This window comes from Acinetobacter sp. Root1280 (assembly GCF_001425285.1).
In the GTDB taxonomy this organism is placed as follows: domain Bacteria; phylum Pseudomonadota; class Gammaproteobacteria; order Pseudomonadales; family Moraxellaceae; genus Acinetobacter; species Acinetobacter guillouiae.
Genome location: NZ_LMED01000012.1, coordinates 161,509 through 179,461, shown reverse-complemented (window position 1 = coordinate 179,461; position 17,953 = coordinate 161,509). Strand labels below are relative to the sequence as shown.

Sequence of the window (17,953 nt, the reverse complement as noted above, 5' to 3'; positions counted from 1 at the left end):
TCCACAAGGTTGTATATCGTGGAGTAATAAAATCAAATTAAATTATAGGTAGCCTAGCTACCTAAATAGAAATAGTAGCTAACCTAATCATAGCTACCTTTTTAAATATCAATTACTTATTGAATTTATTCTTTCTATCAATATGCCATCCATTCAATGGAGAGGTAATTTCTTTTAATCGTTTTACCTCCACACTACTTTCATTCTGATAAGGAGTATTTGCTTTTATCCAATATTTGGAGCGATTTCCATGACTATCCTCACTTTGATGATTACTTCCATAAAGCGCATTCCATAATTGGATAGCTAAAACAAGATCAGGTGCATATTTATCAGTTTGAGATTTATCAAAAATTAAATCTAAAAGGCTTTCGGCTTCTGATTTATCAATTATTTGCTCAGATTCTAGTAATCTTAGTTTGTCTTTTAATTGCTCAATTTCAGTAGTTGTCTTATTGAAATCTATTGTTAACAAAGAAATACCACCATCTTTTCTTTGTATTTCTTTTTCTAGTTGGTCAATTCTTTCTAATAATTTTTGATTTTTTTGCTGATAATGTTCAAGTGAGGCATGTTCTATTGTTGGATTTCCAAAACTATTATTTTGTTTAGGTAAAATATCATTAAAACCCTCAATAATAATTCCTTTTTCAACTAAGTAATGTTTTAGTTTTTCAGCTTTAACTAAGCAATCGTCTTCCTCATTGTCATCGAATAGTTGGTTTCTTACGGCTGAATTAATAAACCTTTCTGCTTGTACAAACTCAGGGTTAGCCTTGCGCCAAGGAATGTAATTTTTTTCAAATTGAGCAACTTCTGGATCACTGCCTGATATTACACATGCTGCTTCAATTGGTGTAAAAACATCACTTTTGTAATACATGGGGTACGAATTTTCAGTCCCATATTTTACTTCTATATCTAGATCGATTACAGGTTCTAAGTCAATTTCATTATTTGGGATTTCTAATGCATATATATAGCTTTCATCCCATATATTTTTAGGTAAAAATTTATTCTCCTCTAATAGAGTGTCATTAAAGCTTTGAATAATAATATTGTTTTTTAAAAGAAAATCTTTGAGGTCTAAATGGTGGATTTTGTAGTCTAAATTTAAAGTTTCTCTAAAATATGAAAAAATAGATTCAACAAATTTTTCTATTAGAATTTTATTTTTAATTTCAGTAACAAGGTAACTATGATTTATATGACTTGTAAGTAAATTTCTAACAGTAAAATCTTCATACCATTCTATATCCTGGTAATCCTGTAAAGGATATTCACCATTTTTAACAATCCTTTGTATATCTTTTATATAAAAGTACCAGTCAATATTTAGTGACTTGATCACCTCATTGTTATATAGATTAGATCTTTTCCAAAACAATGTACTTAATTCTGTATAGTTTAAAACTGAAATTTCACTAGTGATTTCTTCAATCAAATTAAGAGGATCTTGTAGATTAGCAATACTAACTAAGGTGTTATTAGTTTCAATAAATTCTCCCCAATCATAATTATCAGTTGATTCAACAATAAAATAATTATTAGCTTTATAAGTTTCTATATCAGATTGAAATTTCTGACTGAGTAAAAAAAGGGCGACATGCTTGATGGGTGTTTTTTGTGAAAAAGCGAAGAAATTTAAAGTATCAATTATAGATATATAGTCTTCTAAGTTTTTTTTAGCTAATTCTAATAATTTCATTTTGCCTCCCACAGCATCCCAATAAATAGCTAAGTCAATTGAATTGGGTATTCAACTTTCGGGAGCAAACCTAGACTTAGCAATTTGAATATAAACGATATAAGTTGAAATAAAAATATATAAAGTTACTACTTTATGCTTTTTTAAAATGGATAAGATTATTTAGCTCTAATTCCTTATATTCTTGTCCATAGTCATAAGCGCTGATGTAGTTTTGTTGATTCTTCTCAATATAGTTACTCCACCAGTTCATCATCTTTTTACGTTCATCTAAATATTCCACATGATGCGTATAAGCTAAACGTACTTGATCACGCTCTTGATGGCTCATTTGCTTCTCTACAGCTTCCTCAGTGAACAACATACTTTCTACCAATGCACCACAAGCCATCCCCCTAAAACCATGTAAACAAACGTCTTCATGGGTGTCATAGCCCATACGTCTTAATGAGTTGTTTATAGTGGATTCACTGATAAATCCGTGTGGATCGCCGTGTTTAGGGAATACATTTTCATATATGCCACTAAATGCTTGGATTGCTTTAATGATTCTTAATGCTTGGGGAGAAAGGATGATTAAATGTTCTGTTTTCATCTTCGCCCCACGATGTGAATGTTTATTTTCTTTGCTCGCTTTGCGTTCTGCAGGTATCAACCAATGTCCTTTTTCTAAGTCAAATTCTTTCCAGCGTGCAAAACGTATTTCACTTGATCTCGCAAATGTATGTAATGCAAACTCTAAACATAATTTAGTTATTGGATAGCCTTTATCAGCTTCTAGCTTTTGTAGAAACTCAGGTAGCTTGCTTAGGTGTAACTTTGGGTGATGCTTGGTTTTACGTGTGACTGTTATTGCATCCTTTAAGCTTGAAGCTGGGTTTAATTCTATTAGTCCTTTAGATATAGCGTAAGCAAAAATACTTACAAAGCGCTGTCTTGTTTTTTTTACAACCTCTAAAAATCCAGTTTCCTCAATTTTACTTAGAACAAGATTTAAGTCTTTTGGTTTGATGCTATCTATTGGTCTTGTGCCAATAAGAGGGAATACATACTTTTCAAAATTCTTTAATGCTCGTTCGGCTGTTTCATCTGTCCATTTACCACTCGCCTTGTAGGCAATATGCCAAGCTCTTGCAATGGGTTCAAAATGATACTGATTATCTTGTTTAGACTGTTCAATAGATAATTGTTCTTTTGGATCTAAACCATTAGCTAACATAGTTTGATATTTTGCTCGAAACTCTCGTGCTTTTGCGAGCTTTATAGATGGATAAGTACCTAGTGTGATGATTTGAGTACCTAATGGATTTTTATATCTATATCGCCATGTTTTTGTACCAGTTGAGCGTACAAGCAACATTAAGCCATCCCCATCAAATAAAGAGTATTCCTTGCTTTGAGCTTTTGCAGATGCACACTGAGGGTCAGTGAGTGGTTTGACTAATTTAGCCATAATGAGTACCTGATGCAGATAGAATCGGTCTAGGTACTCATTAAGGTACTCATTATTTTAGATTATAGCAAGTTATATAAGGTTGTATGGATTTGAGATTTTGGTGTAAGTATTTAATTTTTATATTATATTGGTGTGTATGTGTGTATGTGGGTTTAATGATTTGGTGCGCCCTGCGGGACTTGAACCCACGTCTGTCGCTTAGGAGGCAACTGCTCTATCCAGTTAAGCTAAGGGCACAATAAGTAAATAATTTACCGTATATGCATATGAAAAAAAAGCTATTATCGAAATAATAGCTTTGCGTTAGATTTATTTTTCTTCAGTCTTTATTTCATTTGGATTTAAAATATCAAACAGGACTAACATCAGGGTAATCCATACAGGAATCATCAACACGGACTCTTTAAACCCTTGATCCCACATGATATATAAAACGATACCAATAAAAATAATCACTACAAAATTACTAACAGGCGCCCAAAGAGCAGGGTACTTACTGGTTTGATTGGTCAAACGTAGAGCACGCTTAAACTTTAAATGGGTGAGTGTAATCATTAACCAGTTTAAAACTAAAGCGCCAACCACCACATACATCAAATGACTTAAAGCATCTTCTGGTAAATAATAATTTAAAGGTACACAACCCAAAATTAAAAATGCAGAAAGCAACACAGATGGAATTGGTACACCATGTTTATTGGTTTTGGTAAAAATTTTAGGTGCATTGCCTTGTTTTGCTAAACCATAAAGCATACGGCTATTGGCATACATCCCACTGTTATAAACAGATAATGCTGCAGTTAAGATAATAAAGTTAACCAGATGAGCTGCCCATGCAATCCCAATCATACTAAAGACCATCACGAATGGACTTTTATCTAAACCACCAAAATTCAACTGGTTCCAAGGCACCAAAGACAACAGAATGATCATCGAACCTACGTAAAAAATAAGGATACGTGGCACAACTTGATTAATCGCTTTAGGAATGGTTTTTTCTGGGTCTTTGGCTTCAGCCGCAGCCATACCAACTAATTCAATACCGCCAAAACCAAACATAAGGAAAGCCAGCATATAAAATAAGCCGTCAAATCCATTTGGGAAAAAGCCACCATGAGACCATAAGTTTGAAAAAGCAATCCCTGAACTTACATCTGCGGTCAGAACCAAATAAATACCAAATACAATCATTGCAACAATAGCAGTGACTTTAATGATGGATAACCAAAATTCGGATTCACCGTAAAATTTCACATTTCCTAAGTTGACCAGTGTAATCACAACGAAGAAAAACAGTACAGACACCCAGTTTGGAATTTCAGGCCACCAATAATTGATGTATTTGCCGACCGCAGTTAATTCTGTCATTGCAACTAGGATGTACAACATCCAATAGTTCCAACCAGTTAAAAAACCAGGAAATTTACCCCAATATTTATTGGCAAAATGGCTAAAAGAACCAGCTACGGGTTCATGTACTATCATTTCCCCAAGCTGACGCATAATTAAAAAAACGATCAAACCACCAATGGCATAACCCAAAATAATGGATGGCCCAGCTTTTTCGATCACATGTGCTGAACCTAAGAATAATCCTGTACCAATTGCACCGCCCATGGCAATCAATTGGATATGACGATTCTTAAGCCCACGCTGTAATTGTGTAGACTCGTTGCTCAATGTGTACAACTCTATTTATGCGAATTTAATTATTGTAATAGATTGGTTACTTTTAGCCTAGTATGCGATAGATGTATGGAAAGGAACTGTGAAGTCAAAAAATAATATATTTAATTTTTTTATTCATTTTCAATGAAATAAGATTAATTTTAAATTTTCAAAGCAAACTGAATCTGTTTAATATTTAAGCTTTATGACAAGATTTATTTAATACTTAAGTCAATCCGTCAGTATTTTACTCAAAAAAAGGGTAGTATAAAACTGAATGAAGATTCATTATTTTAGACAACAAAGAGAATTGAAAGGAATACGATAAAATGAGCGCTGCACCACAAATCAAAATCCCAGCAACCTATATGCGTGGTGGTACCAGTAAAGGTGTCTTCTTTAAACTCGATGATTTGCCTGAACGTGCACAAATAGCGGGGCAAGCCCGTGATCAGTTATTACTCCGTGTGATTGGTAGTCCAGATCCGTATGGAAAACAGATTGATGGGATGGGCGGGGCGACTTCAAGTACCAGTAAAACAGTTATTTTAGCCAAGAGTTCACAACCAAATCATGATGTTGACTATCTGTTTGGGCAAGTGTCTATCGATAAAGCATTTGTAGATTGGAGCGGCAACTGCGGTAATTTAACAGCTGCTGTCGGTTCATTTGCAATCAGTAATGGTTTGGTTGCAGCTGATCGGATTCCAGAAAATGGTATTTGTACAGTTCGTATTTGGCAAGCCAATATTCATAAAACAATTATTGCCCATGTGCCTATTACTCAGGGACAAGTTCAAGAAACTGGTGATTTTGAATTGGATGGTGTCACTTTTCCAGCAGCAGAAGTTCAAATTGAATTTTTAGATCCTGCCGATGACGGGGAAGATGGTGGAGCAATGTTCCCAACAGGAAATGTTGTAGACAGCTTAGAGGTTCCTGAAATTGGTACATTTCAAGCAACTTTGATCAATGCTGGTATTCCTACAATTTTCTTAAATGCCGAAGAGATTGGATACAACGGAACTGAATTACAAGACGATATCAACAGTGATATAGCTGCATTAGCGCGTTTTGAAAAAATCCGTGCTTATGGTGCGGTAAAAATGGGTTTAATCCAAGACATTAGTGAAGCGGTTAATCGTCAACATACTCCGAAAGTGGCATTTGTATCTCAACCTAAAAGCTATACCGCGTCTAGTGGTAAACAGGTGGGTGAAGTCGATACAGATTTATTGGTGCGCGCGTTATCGATGGGTAAATTACATCATGCCATGATGGGAACAGCTGCTGTCGCGATTGGTACAGCGGCAGCAATTCCAAATACCTTGGTGAATTTGGCTGCTGGAGGTGGTGAACGTGAGGCGGTACGCTTTGGTCATCCATCTGGAACACTTCGCGTGGGTGCACGAGCTTTAAATGAAAAAGGACAATGGGTTGTTAAGAAAGCCATCATGAGTCGTAGTGCGCGTGTTTTGATGGAGGGCTGGGTTCGAGTGCCAGCAGATAGTTTTTAATCTTTTTGATGTGCTTTCAAATAGCATTTGAGAGATTTGATCGTTGAAATTTTAATAGCCTTGCATTCGCAAGGTTCATTTTTTTGTGATTTATATCAATAAAAGTACTAATTTTGTATTGTGTATGGCAAAATAGTTACAGTATTTTATCATACTTACTTTAGGTGATAGCAATTCTGATGATTTGCTGTTGTAAAAAATTAATACATTAAATGCTGATTTCAATAGATTAAAAATTTATTGGCTTCGAGGTGGCGTATGGAACAAGAGTCTAAAAAACTACGAGATAGCCTTGAAGACATCAAAGTTTTTGAATATTTAAAAGATATTGACAAATTGCATCTGGTTTCTTTTATTTCACAAATTCCTTTACCCATCGCTTTATTTGATCAGGAAGCGCGGTTTTTAGGGGTAAATCAAAAATTTGCTGATATTTATGAAAGTGACGCGCTTTACTTGTTTGATAAGTTACTCAATACATTTTCGACCGTTGTTTATGCTCATTTCACTGAAGCAATGCGTTATTTCTCAAAAAATAAAAATTATTTTGAGCAAGAATTTTATGTCAAAGGAAAATTTTATCTTTCATATTTTAAAGCAATACGTAATCAATATGATGAGATTGAAACAGTTGTAGTTGTTTGCTCAGATATAACGCGTTTGAAGCGCCGTGAAAATGTACTTTTGCAAAATAATAAAAAATTGCACGACCATCTCTATTTAGATTTTGTCACAGGTTTACAGAATGCTTTTGCTTTTGAGTATTATTTAAACAAAATCTGGCAAAACAGTTGTGACTCGCATTTGTCATTTCTTAAAATTGATTTAGATAACTTTAAGCGATTTAATCAACTCAATAGCTATACTGCAGGTGATGAGGTCTTAATACAACTCGGTTCTGTATTAAATGAAGCGATTTCTCAAACTGAAGAATCTGAAATTTTTCGTTTAAATTCAGCAAGTTTTGTTATTGTGATTGAACATCTTACTGAGTGGGCAGTGGTAACACTTGCAGAACGACTTAAATTTGCAGTCACCAATGAAAAGATATTGTTTGGTAGTAATAATGAATATCTTACTGCATCTATAGGAATCTATCATTTAGATCCACACAATAAGCCGACTGAGGTGGATGTCTTACAAAAATTAGAGTTTGCAGTACGTTCTGCCAAAGAAAAGGGCCGAAACTCACTGTTTCTATTAAAAAACGAATTATAAATGCTTTGCACTTATTCAAATGATTGCATTGGAATTAAAGGATGAGAATTATAGTGACTCATAGTAGAATGTTCTGACTCACCAAATTTACCAATTTATCTAAAACTGCTGATTTTAGTTTTAGCGATTCGTACAAACCGAGGCAGATGTGACTTCTATTCCCAATGTAAATGCAGAAATTTTAAAACGAGCGCAAGTGCAAATTCAGCAAGATTTACAAGCTGCTTTAGATGCTTTTTCATTGCCAGAACCATTAAAATCTGCAGTGCATCATACGGTGATGTTAGGTGGAAAACGAGTTAGACCGGCTTTAAGTTATGCAACTGCACATTTAAAACAAAATAATCCGAATTTTGCAGCCGTGCGTAGAGCTGCGGTTGCGATTGAGTTTATTCATTGCTATTCATTGGCACATGATGACTTGCCATGTATGGACAATGACTTGTTACGTCGCGGACAGCCAACTTGTCATGTGGCTTTTGGTGAAGATACAGCGCTATTGGCAGGGGACATTTTGCAATCGATGGCATTTGAGGTATTAGGAAGCCGTCTATTTGATCAAGGTCAAGCTGTTGAACAGGGCATTATTCTTAAACAAATGCAAATCTTAGCCACAGCAAGTTCAAAAATGGTATGTGGTCAGGTTTTGGATTTACAGGCTGAAGGCAAACATGTTGATCAAGCACAGTTAGAAAATATCCATCGCAATAAAACAGGGGCTTTAATCCAAGCTGCAATTATGCTGTCTGCTGTGACAATTTTTTCTGGTACAGATCAAGCCATTCCACAATTGCGTCAATATGGTCAAGCGATTGGTTTAGCATTTCAAGTGCAAGATGATATTTTAGATGTGGTGTCTGACACTGAATCTTTGGGCAAAACTGCAGGCAAAGATCAACAAGTAGATAAGTCGACCTATCCTGCCTTAATGGGCTTAGAAAATGCCAAAATTTATGCGCAACAATTACATGACCAAGCATTTAAAGCTTTAGCGTATTTTGGCGAGGATGCACAGGAATTGAATCAAATTTCGCAATTTTTGTTGGCAAGAAAAAGCTAATTTAATTGAGATCAAATATTTTTTCCATGATGGATGCCACTGAGTCAATTTCTGCCTCAGGGATATAAATTTCAACATCACTGGAATTATTCCATCTGAACGAATTAACCAACAGCTTTAGGGTTAATCGTCCGTTCTCAAATGAATATTCGATGCCTCTGGTTTCAAATCCATATATTTGATCAGTATACTCAATGTAAATACTGCTTGGACACTCTAGTTCATCCCGACATAGGGTTATATATCTCGGGGCATCCTCGAACCAAAACGTAATAGAGCAAAGCCCATCATCTTCAAAGTCTTCATCTATCTGTATTTTATGTAATTTCATTTTAATATCGATCTTTAAATCTCGAATGCAGATGCAAAGAGAGGATTTTAAGTAACGCGAAATTTAACTATAGATAACGAAAAAATATGGATCAATTGTTCAACCTTAAAACTTAAGCGACATTTTTCACGATAAAAAATAGGCAACCGATGGGTTGCCTATTTTTTGAATGAATTTTAAGTTGCTAAATTAATTTCTACCCATCACACCACGGATGGTGTTCATAATATCTGCTGGGAGTACAACAGTTTTGGCATTATTCGATTTGGCCATGTCTTGCATTGCTTTGACATATTGCTCACCGAGTAAGTAAGCAACAGGAATTTCTTTATCACCTACAGCAGAAGTCACCATTTCAATAGCACGCTGTGAAGATTCAGCCAATACAACCTGAGCTTCAGCATCACGACGAGAGGCCTCTAAACGTCCATCTGCTTCTAAAATCGCCGCTTGTTTTTCACCATCTGCCTTGGTCACTGTTGCACGACGTTGACGTTCTGCAGCAGCTTGGGCTTCCATCGCTGATTGCATCGTGTGCGATGGTTGAATATCTTGAATTTCCACAGTTTTTAGTGTGATACCCCAGTCTGAGATATCATCAGAGATCGCTGCTTTTAATTTTGCTTTGATATGATCACGTGATGACAATGCATCATCTAGATCCATTTCACCAACGATTGAACGGAGTGAAGTTTGCACCAAGTTTTGAATTGCCCAAGTGTAGTTTTCAATACCATACACGGCTTTTTCTGGTGTGGTTAAATTGATATAAGCCACAGCATTCATTACTAATACCGCGTTATCACGGGTGATGACTTCTTGTGATGGGATATCTAGAACAATATCTTTGGTGGTGACTTTGTAAGCCACTTCATCCACATACGGAATGACGAAGTTTAAACCCGGACTAAGTGTGGTGTGATATTTACCTAAGCGTTGTACGATCCATTTATAACCCTGAGGAACAATACGCACGCCTTTGAAAATGGTCACAGCGACAAATAGAAATAAGACTAAAACAACAATAGAACCAAAACCCATTTAATTTTCCTCTTTATTCTTCATTATTAAGATGATGAATGTAGTTTTACCACTAAATCATTACCTAAAATATCAGTTACTCGTACACGGTCACCTACTTGTACAGGCGATAAAGTACGGCAATTCCATTCATCAGAACCCAAAACAGGCATTGGAAAACGAACACGAATTTGATCATGGCTAAGCCCAGTTTGAATGACCATACCCGTTTGACCAATGGTTGCTTCACGAGAAAGCCCAGCTTTGGTTTTATCTACAGATAGAGGTTTAATGAATTTAAACCAAGCCACAGTGCAAATGATGGATAAGATAATCCAGCATACGACTTGCAGGGTGAAACTCATACTTGGGAATAACCACAACAAAATACTGACCACAACTGCAGCAATACCAAACCATAAAGCAGCAAACGCTGGTAATACAAGTTCGGATAGGATCAGCAATATGCCAAGTACAAACCAATGCCACGGTTCAAAAATAAAGTTCATACATCTACTCTAGTGATTATCATTGATATAGACGACGGATCATCTATATCAATGTAGCAGATCATTTTAGTGCTGCATATAAAAACGTGATTATTCTTGTTTTTAATGATGATTGATTATCTGAACGCTATTGCGATATTAGAATTTTGCCCGAGGCGCAGGTTTTAAAGCAGCAGGTGATTTTTTAAAGTTAGTGATTGCAGTTTGAATGGCGATGATTTTGCCTTGAGCTGCTTTTTCACCTTCTAAAATTGCTTGGTTACTGGACTTAAGATCAAGGGTACCTAAGTGTCCAACTTTAGGTTGAATCACGATATTAGCCTGAGCTAACTCATTGTTAATACTTTGTTGCCCCATGATGTTAATGGTTTGGTCCAATAAGCCCCACATATTCATAGGTTGGCTACCACTTGGACGTGCAGAAATATCGACCGCAATCACGATATCTGCACCCATATCACGTGCAGTCTGAACCGGAATTGGGCTAACTAAACCGCCATCAACATATTTTGTATTACCAATGGTTGCCGGCACAAAAACATTGGGGATACTACAAGAAGCGCGAACTGCTTGCCCTGCATTACCTTTAATAAATTCTGCTTTTTTACCATTGTCTAAACGTGTGGCAACTGCTGCAAAACGGATTGGAAATTGCTCAATCGGTTTATTCGCAACATTGCGATTGACATAATCTTGTAGTTTTTGACCAAGAACAATACCTTGGCTATTTAAAGTCAAATCACGCAAATCAGATTCTTTCAATTGCTGTGCAATTTGCTGCATTTGATAAGGTGTTTTACCACTGGCATAGATACTGCCGACAAAACTTCCTGCACTGGTTCCAGTCACAATTTTAGGTTTGATCCCATGAGACTCTAAAACTTTGAGCACGCCAATATGAGCGAAACCTTTTGCACCACCGCCACCTAAAGCAATGGCAATAACAGGCTCACGTGCTTTAATCGCAGTGGTCTGAGTTGGGGTTTTGGTTGTTTTGTCACAGCCAACAAGGGCTAGACCCAATAAGCCTATAAAACCAAGTTGTTTAAAACGCATGGGGTATTACTTTTGATCAAAATATATGTTGCACATCTGAACAGATTGTCTCTATTTTTTCTAGCCATTTTTCAATAGTTTTTGTAAAGGAATCGATAATAATTTAGGACGTTTAGGTGAAAAGTTACCTTTAAAACGCGATAAAATTTCTGCTAAATCTTGCTCATAATCTCCTGTGGGTTGTAATGTACCTAAACAGTGAATTCGCTTTTTCTCGTAATCGAGTGAAAAAATTGCAATCGGGATATTGGCACCCATTGCAATGTGATAAAAACCACTTTTAATTTTTTCAGCTTTTTTTCGTGTACCTTCAGGTGCAATGGCAATCCAAATTTTATCTTGTTGTTGTATAACTTTAACAATCTGTTGGGTGAGTCCATGCGGTGAATCACGCTGTACGGGAATGACACCAATCCACTCAAAAAGTGCTTTGAGTGGTGGCTTAAACAGGCTATCTTTTCCAAAAATTGTAACTTTAATACCAATACCTAACATGGCGAGGAAAGCATAAAAACCATCATAATTCGAGGTGTGCGGTGCAATAAATACCACTGCTTTGGGTAAGTTGGGAAATACACCATCAAATCCCCAGCCTTGAACTAAGTAAAGGTTTTTAAAGATATTACGGCTGGTGCTGGTACCACGTTGGGGTACTTGATCTGGTATGATCGGAAAGTTTTGTGACATTGTATTTTTATATGACTGCTCTTGTAATGATTTTAGTTTTTTGCTTAATAGTAACTATCTGCAAAATGTAAATATTACAAAATTCGTAGATTAAAGCAATACACACAAGATCAAGTTACGCTCACTTATATTGACATCGTTCGAGTTTAGATTGCATGCGATACACTTATTTGTTGTTATTTTCACTGTATTGGGCGCAAGGTTTACCTGTAGGTTTTATGACCCATGCCTTACCAGTGATTTTACGCTCACAAGGCGTGTCTTTGGCACATATCGGCGGCTTTGGATTACTCATGGCACCTTGGGCAATTAAAATTTTGTGGGCGCCTTTTGTTGACAGCTTTGGACACGGTTCCAAAGGGCATTATCGAAGTTGGATTATTCCAACCCAATTTTTAACCATTGCTATCCTGATCATTTTATCTTTTTTACCAATTCAATCCCTGAATGAACCGATCTATTTATTATTGTTTTTTATGGCTTTGCTCTGTATGAACAGTATTGGTGCAACCCAAGATATCGCAACGGATGGCTTAGCCGTCAGTATTTTAAAAGGGGATCAGCAACATATCGGGAATATGTTTCAAGTCATTGGCTCTCGTTTAGGATTTATTATTGGGGGCGGGGCAATCTTATGGGCAATGGACTGGTTAAGCTGGCAAAGTACGTTTTTGATTTTGGCAGGAATTGTGGCTTTAAATACAATCCCTATTTGGTTTTATCAAGAACCCAAGCACTTGAAAAAGACTGCTTCACCACATTTACAGGATGAAGTTGCACAGCACTTTATTGAAAAATTTAAAACCTATTTAACTTATTTCTTTGTCAATAAAAAACTAAGAGCATGGTTCTTTGTGCTTTGTACCATCAAAATAACGGATGGCTTTACAGGTCCAATTACCAAACCTTTGTTGGTTGATCTACAGTTGAGTCTTTCTCAAATCGGCATTTATATCACTATGTTGGGGGCATTTTCTGCACTATTGGGTGCAGGCCTAGCCAGTTTAATACTAAAAAAATTAAAGCGTCACCAAGCTTTAATCCTGTTTTCTATTTTGAAATTGATCAGTTTAGCTGGGTTCGTGTGGTTAGCAGCTCAATATGAACAATCACACTTTGTGGCGCCGTGGTTAATTTATTTGATTAATGCTTTAGAGGATCTGTTTGCTGCAATGCTTTTAGTCATAATCTTAACTTTAGTGATGCAATATAGTCGTCATGAACATGCAGGTACAGATTTCACTTTTCAGGTCTCTATTATGGCAACAGTCAGTGGGTTGTTATATACATTAAGCGGCATGATTGGTGATCAATTGGGATATTTAAATTACTTAAGTTTGATTTTGGTGATTGGTGTTTTTTGCCTAATCCCGATTATATATTGGGTTAAAAATATACGTTATTCATAATATCAGGAACTTTAATCTTGATAATGAGTATAGTTACTATTTAGTATACAGCGTTATGATTAGTCGTTTTTTGATTGAATTAAATAGATTAAATAATTTTTTTTAGGCATCATTAAGCCAATAATATATTATAAAAACGTAAAATAAATTGTGTGGTTGATGGAATTTAATTTATATATAAAAATCTTTGATTTAATGTGATTTTACCTTTATTTTTTAATTAAATATTGATGTGTTTTGCATTGAATGGAAAATAAAAAATTACTTTTTCGTCATTTTTAAATGTGTAGAAATCAATTCGTGTATTATCCCATTTATTGGATTTAAAGTAATTTCAGCTCCCAATAATTAACTCGAAAAATTGCTGTGGATCGATTAAGCAGGATTAAAATCTACAAGCTATAAAATAATACTAAATTTTTTATAGTTTTTTTATTTGATTTTAAATTTCTCAGATTATGAGAAATATTAAGGTAATTACAAATAGGATCAGTGGCGCAATATGCTTGGGAAAGTGCTTTTTAAGTTCAGTTTAAGCTTCATTTTTTAACTTAACACTATTGAAAAGAGTATTGCCAAAGTAATGTCTAACTTAATACAGCGTATAAAACGACGTGAAGTCTCAATTTCCCTGACTGCTTTTAATTTTATTGTCGCAGTGTGGTTAGGCTTGTGCTTGAATTTTAGTTTTTTAAATAAGGTTCAGTCATTAACACCTTATCAGGGGATTAAAGCACAGCTGTTTCTGATCGCGACAGGTTTTGTGCTGGTTGCTTTATATAATCTGTTATTACAAATTTTAGACTGGAAATGGACAGCAAAATTTTTTGCAATTGTCTTGGTCTTCATTGGTGGATTTAGTGCTTATTTTGTCAATTCATTGGGCGTGGTGATTTCGCCTGATCAAATTCAAAATATGGTACAAACAGATCCTAGTGAAGTGTCAGACTTACTTTCTTTGCAATTTTTTATTTGGACACTGGGATTTGTTGTTTTACCCATCATCATTATTCTTTGGGTAAGAATTAAACCAGAAAAAATTGGCAAAATACTGTTATTTAAAAGCCTAAATATTGCAGGCTCTTTCGCTGTAATTGCTGCATTATTATTTGTTTTCTATGTGGATTATGCCGCTATATTTCGTGAGCATCGTGATTTAAAAGGCATGATTTCTCCGCAAAATGCAGTGGCTTCAACACTTTCTTATTTTCATAAAAAAGCACCGAAAAAAAATCTACCTTTGATTCGTTATGGTGAAGATGCACATTTAGTCGAGGATGTTGCTTTACAGCATAAACCTAAATTGATGGTTTTGGTGGTCGGTGAAACCGCACGTGCGGAAAGTTTTTCTTTAAATGGTTATGCAAAGAATACCAATCCTGAATTGTCTAAGCAGGCGGGCTTAATTAATTTTTCTCAAGTCAGTTCTTGCGGTACAGCAACCGCAGTTTCAGTGCCTTGTATGTTCTCAGGTATGCCGCGTAAAGATTATGATGAGCAACTTGCCAGTCATCGAGAAGGTTTACTGGATATTGCACAACGTGCAGGTTATAAGGTAACGTGGATTGATAATAATTCAGGATGTAAGGGCACTTGTGATCGTGTTGAGAAATTTGTTATCCCTCAAGATTTAGAGAAAAAATGGTGCCAAGGTGGCGAATGTCAAGATGGTATTTTGGTAGACAGCTTAAACCTGTATTTAAGCCAATTGCCAAAAGATGACAAGCAAGCACATTTGATTGTATTACATCAAATGGGAAGTCATGGACCTGCTTATTATAAACGTGCACCAAATGAATTTAAAAATTTCAAACCGACTTGTGAAACCAATGCGATACAAGGTTGTTCATCGACTGAATTGATTAATACTTATGATAACTCGATTGTCTATACAGATCATATTCTAAATCAATTGATTGAAACTTTAAAACAGCAAGAAAATTATCGCACAGGTTTTTGGTATTTATCTGACCATGGCGAGTCTACAGGTGAACGTGGTATGTATTTACATGGCGCACCTTATGCGATTGCACCTACTCAACAAACCCATGTACCTATGGTGATGTGGTTTTCAGATGCATGGAAATCTGTAGCAGCAAAACAAATCAATTGTTTAAATCAACAAAAACAGGCAACATTGAGTCAAGATAATTTATTTCCAAGTCTTTTGAGTTTGTTAAATGTCCAAACTCAAGTCATAGATCAAAAAAATAATATGTTGCACCAGTGTGCTGTACAAAGCTGATTGAAAGGATATAAACCATGACCAAAATTTTGATGATAGAAGATGATTTTATGATTGCAGAATCATCTAAAACATTATTGAAATATCAAGGCTTTGATGTGGAATGGGTGAATAATGGTTTAGATGGCCTCAAGCTTATTTCTGAGAAACAATTTGATTTGGTCTTACTTGATTTAGGCTTGCCCATGATGGATGGGATGCAGGTCTTAAAGCAAATCCGTCAACGTTCTAGTTTACCTGTACTGATTATTTCAGCACGTGATCAATTACAGAATCGTGTTGAAGGCTTAAATCAAGGTGCAGATGATTATTTGATTAAGCCTTATGAGTTCGATGAATTGGTGGCTCGTATCCATGCGTTATTACGTCGTACAGGTGATACAGCGAAAGAAGTAACTGGAAGTGCTTCAAATCTGCTAAAAAATGGTGAAATTGTTTTAGATGTTGAACAGCATATTGCAACACTAAAAGGTGAAACGGTGGAGCTTTCAAATCGTGAATGGGCGATTCTTATTCCGTTAATGACCCATCCCAATAAAATATTTTCTAAATCTAATTTAGAAGATAAATTGTATGCTTTTGATAGTGAAATCAACAGTAATACAATTGAAGTCTATGTGCATCATATCCGATCGAAATTGGGTAAAGATATTATTCGTACAATTCGTGGGTTAGGTTATCGTTTGGGGCAACCACAAAAAGCGGAATGATATGGAAACAGCATTTTCCTTAAGAAAGCGTTTAATTCGTTATACCTCTATTTTTAGTATTTTACTTGGTTGCGTGTTGGTTTTTTCCGCTTATAAAATTTCTTTAGAAGAGATCAACGAAATTTTAGATGCTCAGATGGTCTATCTTGCAGAGCGTGTGGAGTTAAATCCAAGGCCCATTCAAAGTCATTTTGATATACACAAACGCTATCATGAAGAAGATTTATTTATAGATGTTTGGGCATATGCTGATCCTAGTCAAACGCAAAATACGCCACATCATGTCATTGTTGAACCTAAACAAAAGGCTGGTTTTTATAGCCAAGATACAACGCATGGCACTTGGATTACTTATATCTTACCCACAGCTAATTATCAGATCCAAATCAGCCAGCAAGAAAAAGTCAGAGAGCATTTGGCTTTAGAGCTTGCAGGCAGTATGTTTCTTCCATATTTACTGATCATTCCATTTGCTTTGTTGGGCTTGGTTTATATTATTCGTCGCAGTTTGAAACCGCTTGAAGACTTTAAATCCGAACTGGCAAAACGTGATTCAAATTCATTGGTGGCAATTCAAAATGCTCACTATCCAGAAGAATTACTGCCGACGATCCATGAAATGAATCATTTGTTTGAGCGAATTTCTGTTGCTCAACAAGAACAGCGCCAATTTGTGGCAGACGCTGCACATGAGTTACGTACACCCATCACCGCATTGAATCTACAAACGAAAATTTTGATGAGCCAGTTTCCTGAAGAGGAAAATCTAAAAAATTTAAGCAAAGGTTTGGCTCGGATGCAGCATTTGGTCACGCAACTGCTTGCTTTGGCAAAGCAAGATTCCTCATTGAGTCATGAAGTTCAAGTGACTCAATTTAAGCTAAATGATGTGGCACTCAATTGTGTAGAACAGTTGATGAATCTCGCAATGGAAAAAGATATCGATCTTGGCTTTGTTCGTAATGAAACAGTGATTTTAAAAAGTGTAGAACATAGTCTTCATTCAATCATTTTTAATTTAATTGATAACGCAATAAAATATACACCTGTTTCAGGCATGATTAATATCTCGGTATTTGAAGATATTCATGATTCTGCGTATGTTTTGATTGAGGACAGTGGTTTAGGAATTGAACCAGAGATGTACGATAAAGTATTAAAACGTTTTTATCGCGTACATCATCACTTGGAAGTGGGCAGTGGTTTGGGATTGTCAATCGTGGATAAAGCCATTCAACATTTAGGTGGTGAACTGTCTTTATCCCGTAGTGAGGAATTGGGTGGACTCAGTGTCTTGGTCAAAATCCCGATTCTGTGTGATATCAAAACTGAGAAGTAAAATGATTGGAAAATAAATGA

General features: G+C 35.7%; 14 protein-coding genes and 1 tRNA gene. 7 read left to right on the top strand and 8 right to left on the bottom strand.

The annotated features are described in order from the left end of the window. Window positions 1–112: 112 nt before the first annotated feature. The 4 genes from ASC84_RS10700 to ASC84_RS10685 form a co-directional block, all read right to left on the bottom strand. Window positions 113–1,708 (bottom strand): hypothetical protein, encoded by a 1,596-nt coding sequence (locus ASC84_RS10700; protein WP_056514487.1) that lies wholly within the window; start codon window positions 1,706–1,708, stop codon window positions 113–115. A gap of 133 nt (window positions 1,709–1,841) precedes the next feature. Beyond that, on the bottom strand, window positions 1,842–3,161 hold the full coding sequence (locus ASC84_RS10695; RefSeq protein WP_056514484.1) for an integrase arm-type DNA-binding domain-containing protein: 1,320 nt from the start codon (window positions 3,159–3,161) through the stop codon (window positions 1,842–1,844). Between the two features lie 164 nt (window positions 3,162–3,325). Then, a tRNA-Arg gene (locus ASC84_RS10690) sits at window positions 3,326–3,401 on the bottom strand. 72 nt (window positions 3,402–3,473) lie between these two features. Continuing rightward, window positions 3,474–4,844 carry an amino acid permease gene (locus ASC84_RS10685; RefSeq protein ID WP_034616126.1) on the bottom strand — a complete coding sequence of 457 codons (1,371 nt, stop codon included), beginning with the start codon at window positions 4,842–4,844 and terminating at the stop codon, window positions 3,474–3,476. Between the two features lie 317 nt (window positions 4,845–5,161). Here ASC84_RS10685 and prpF point away from each other — a divergent pair, with 317 nt between their 5' ends. The 3 genes from prpF (at window position 5,162) to ASC84_RS10670 (ending at window position 8,627) form a co-directional block, all read left to right on the top strand. Continuing rightward, entirely contained in the window at window positions 5,162–6,349 is a 1,188-nt protein-coding gene (prpF, locus tag ASC84_RS10680; RefSeq protein WP_056514481.1) for a 2-methylaconitate cis-trans isomerase PrpF, read from the top strand. Between the two features lie 258 nt (window positions 6,350–6,607). After that, on the top strand, window positions 6,608–7,567 hold the full coding sequence (locus tag ASC84_RS10675; protein WP_056514478.1) for a diguanylate cyclase: 960 nt from the start codon (window positions 6,608–6,610) through the stop codon (window positions 7,565–7,567). Between the two features lie 148 nt (window positions 7,568–7,715). Then, window positions 7,716–8,627, top strand: a complete 912-nt coding sequence (locus ASC84_RS10670; protein ID WP_056514473.1) for a polyprenyl synthetase family protein — start codon at window positions 7,716–7,718, stop codon at window positions 8,625–8,627. Between the two features lie 520 nt (window positions 8,628–9,147). On the opposite strand, the gene ASC84_RS10660 is transcribed toward ASC84_RS10670, so the two are convergent. From ASC84_RS10660 to ASC84_RS10645, 4 genes are all read right to left on the bottom strand, one after another. Next, window positions 9,148–9,999, bottom strand: a complete 852-nt coding sequence (locus ASC84_RS10660) for an SPFH domain-containing protein (protein WP_004722624.1) — start codon at window positions 9,997–9,999, stop codon at window positions 9,148–9,150. Between the two features lie 26 nt (window positions 10,000–10,025). Further along, the gene (locus ASC84_RS10655; RefSeq protein ID WP_004722621.1) at window positions 10,026–10,487 is read right to left on the bottom strand and encodes an NfeD family protein; all 462 of its coding nucleotides are present in this window, start codon (window positions 10,485–10,487) and stop codon (window positions 10,026–10,028) included. Window positions 10,488–10,625: 138 nt separating this feature from the next. Next, window positions 10,626–11,543, bottom strand: coding sequence for a patatin-like phospholipase family protein (locus ASC84_RS10650; protein WP_056514468.1), 918 nt, complete (start codon window positions 11,541–11,543; stop codon window positions 10,626–10,628). Window positions 11,544–11,603: 60 nt separating this feature from the next. Further along, window positions 11,604–12,230 carry a 1-acyl-sn-glycerol-3-phosphate acyltransferase gene (locus ASC84_RS10645; RefSeq protein WP_056514465.1) on the bottom strand — a complete coding sequence of 209 codons (627 nt, stop codon included), beginning with the start codon at window positions 12,228–12,230 and terminating at the stop codon, window positions 11,604–11,606. A gap of 155 nt (window positions 12,231–12,385) precedes the next feature. Between ASC84_RS10645 and ASC84_RS10640 the strand changes: the two genes are divergently transcribed. The 4 genes from ASC84_RS10640 to ASC84_RS10625 all read left to right on the top strand — a co-directional run bounded on the left by ASC84_RS10640 (window position 12,386) and on the right by ASC84_RS10625 (window position 17,933). Further along, on the top strand, window positions 12,386–13,639 hold the full coding sequence (locus tag ASC84_RS10640; protein ID WP_056514461.1) for an MFS transporter: 1,254 nt from the start codon (window positions 12,386–12,388) through the stop codon (window positions 13,637–13,639). 583 nt (window positions 13,640–14,222) lie between these two features. Next, the gene (locus ASC84_RS10635; protein WP_056514458.1) at window positions 14,223–15,884 is read left to right on the top strand and encodes a phosphoethanolamine transferase; all 1,662 of its coding nucleotides are present in this window, start codon (window positions 14,223–14,225) and stop codon (window positions 15,882–15,884) included. Between the two features lie 17 nt (window positions 15,885–15,901). Then, on the top strand, window positions 15,902–16,594 hold the full coding sequence (locus ASC84_RS10630) for a DNA-binding response regulator PmrA (protein ID WP_056514455.1): 693 nt from the start codon (window positions 15,902–15,904) through the stop codon (window positions 16,592–16,594). 1 nt (window position 16,595) lies between these two features. Continuing rightward, a complete protein-coding gene (locus tag ASC84_RS10625) occupies window positions 16,596–17,933 on the top strand; it encodes an ATP-binding protein (RefSeq protein ID WP_056514453.1) in 1,338 nt (445 codons plus the stop codon). Window positions 17,934–17,953 lie beyond the last annotated feature (20 nt).

Coding starts and splice junctions, on each gene's coding strand:
- ASC84_RS10700 (WP_056514487.1), bottom strand. CDS start 1,708: ATGAAATTATTAGAATTAGCTAAAAAAAACTTAGAAGACTATATATCT.
- ASC84_RS10695 (WP_056514484.1), bottom strand. CDS start 3,161: ATGGCTAAATTAGTCAAACCACTCACTGACCCTCAGTGTGCATCTGCA.
- prpF (WP_056514481.1), top strand. CDS start 5,162: ATGAGCGCTGCACCACAAATCAAAATCCCAGCAACCTATATGCGTGGT.
- ASC84_RS10675 (WP_056514478.1), top strand. CDS start 6,608: ATGGAACAAGAGTCTAAAAAACTACGAGATAGCCTTGAAGACATCAAA.
- ASC84_RS10660 (WP_004722624.1), bottom strand. CDS start 9,999: ATGGGTTTTGGTTCTATTGTTGTTTTAGTCTTATTTCTATTTGTCGCT.
- ASC84_RS10655 (WP_004722621.1), bottom strand. CDS start 10,487: ATGAACTTTATTTTTGAACCGTGGCATTGGTTTGTACTTGGCATATTG.
- ASC84_RS10650 (WP_056514468.1), bottom strand. CDS start 11,543: ATGCGTTTTAAACAACTTGGTTTTATAGGCTTATTGGGTCTAGCCCTT.
- ASC84_RS10645 (WP_056514465.1), bottom strand. CDS start 12,230: ATGTCACAAAACTTTCCGATCATACCAGATCAAGTACCCCAACGTGGT.
- ASC84_RS10640 (WP_056514461.1), top strand. CDS start 12,386: ATGCGATACACTTATTTGTTGTTATTTTCACTGTATTGGGCGCAAGGT.
- ASC84_RS10635 (WP_056514458.1), top strand. CDS start 14,223: ATGTCTAACTTAATACAGCGTATAAAACGACGTGAAGTCTCAATTTCC.
- ASC84_RS10630 (WP_056514455.1), top strand. CDS start 15,902: ATGACCAAAATTTTGATGATAGAAGATGATTTTATGATTGCAGAATCA.
- ASC84_RS10625 (WP_056514453.1), top strand. CDS start 16,596: ATGGAAACAGCATTTTCCTTAAGAAAGCGTTTAATTCGTTATACCTCT.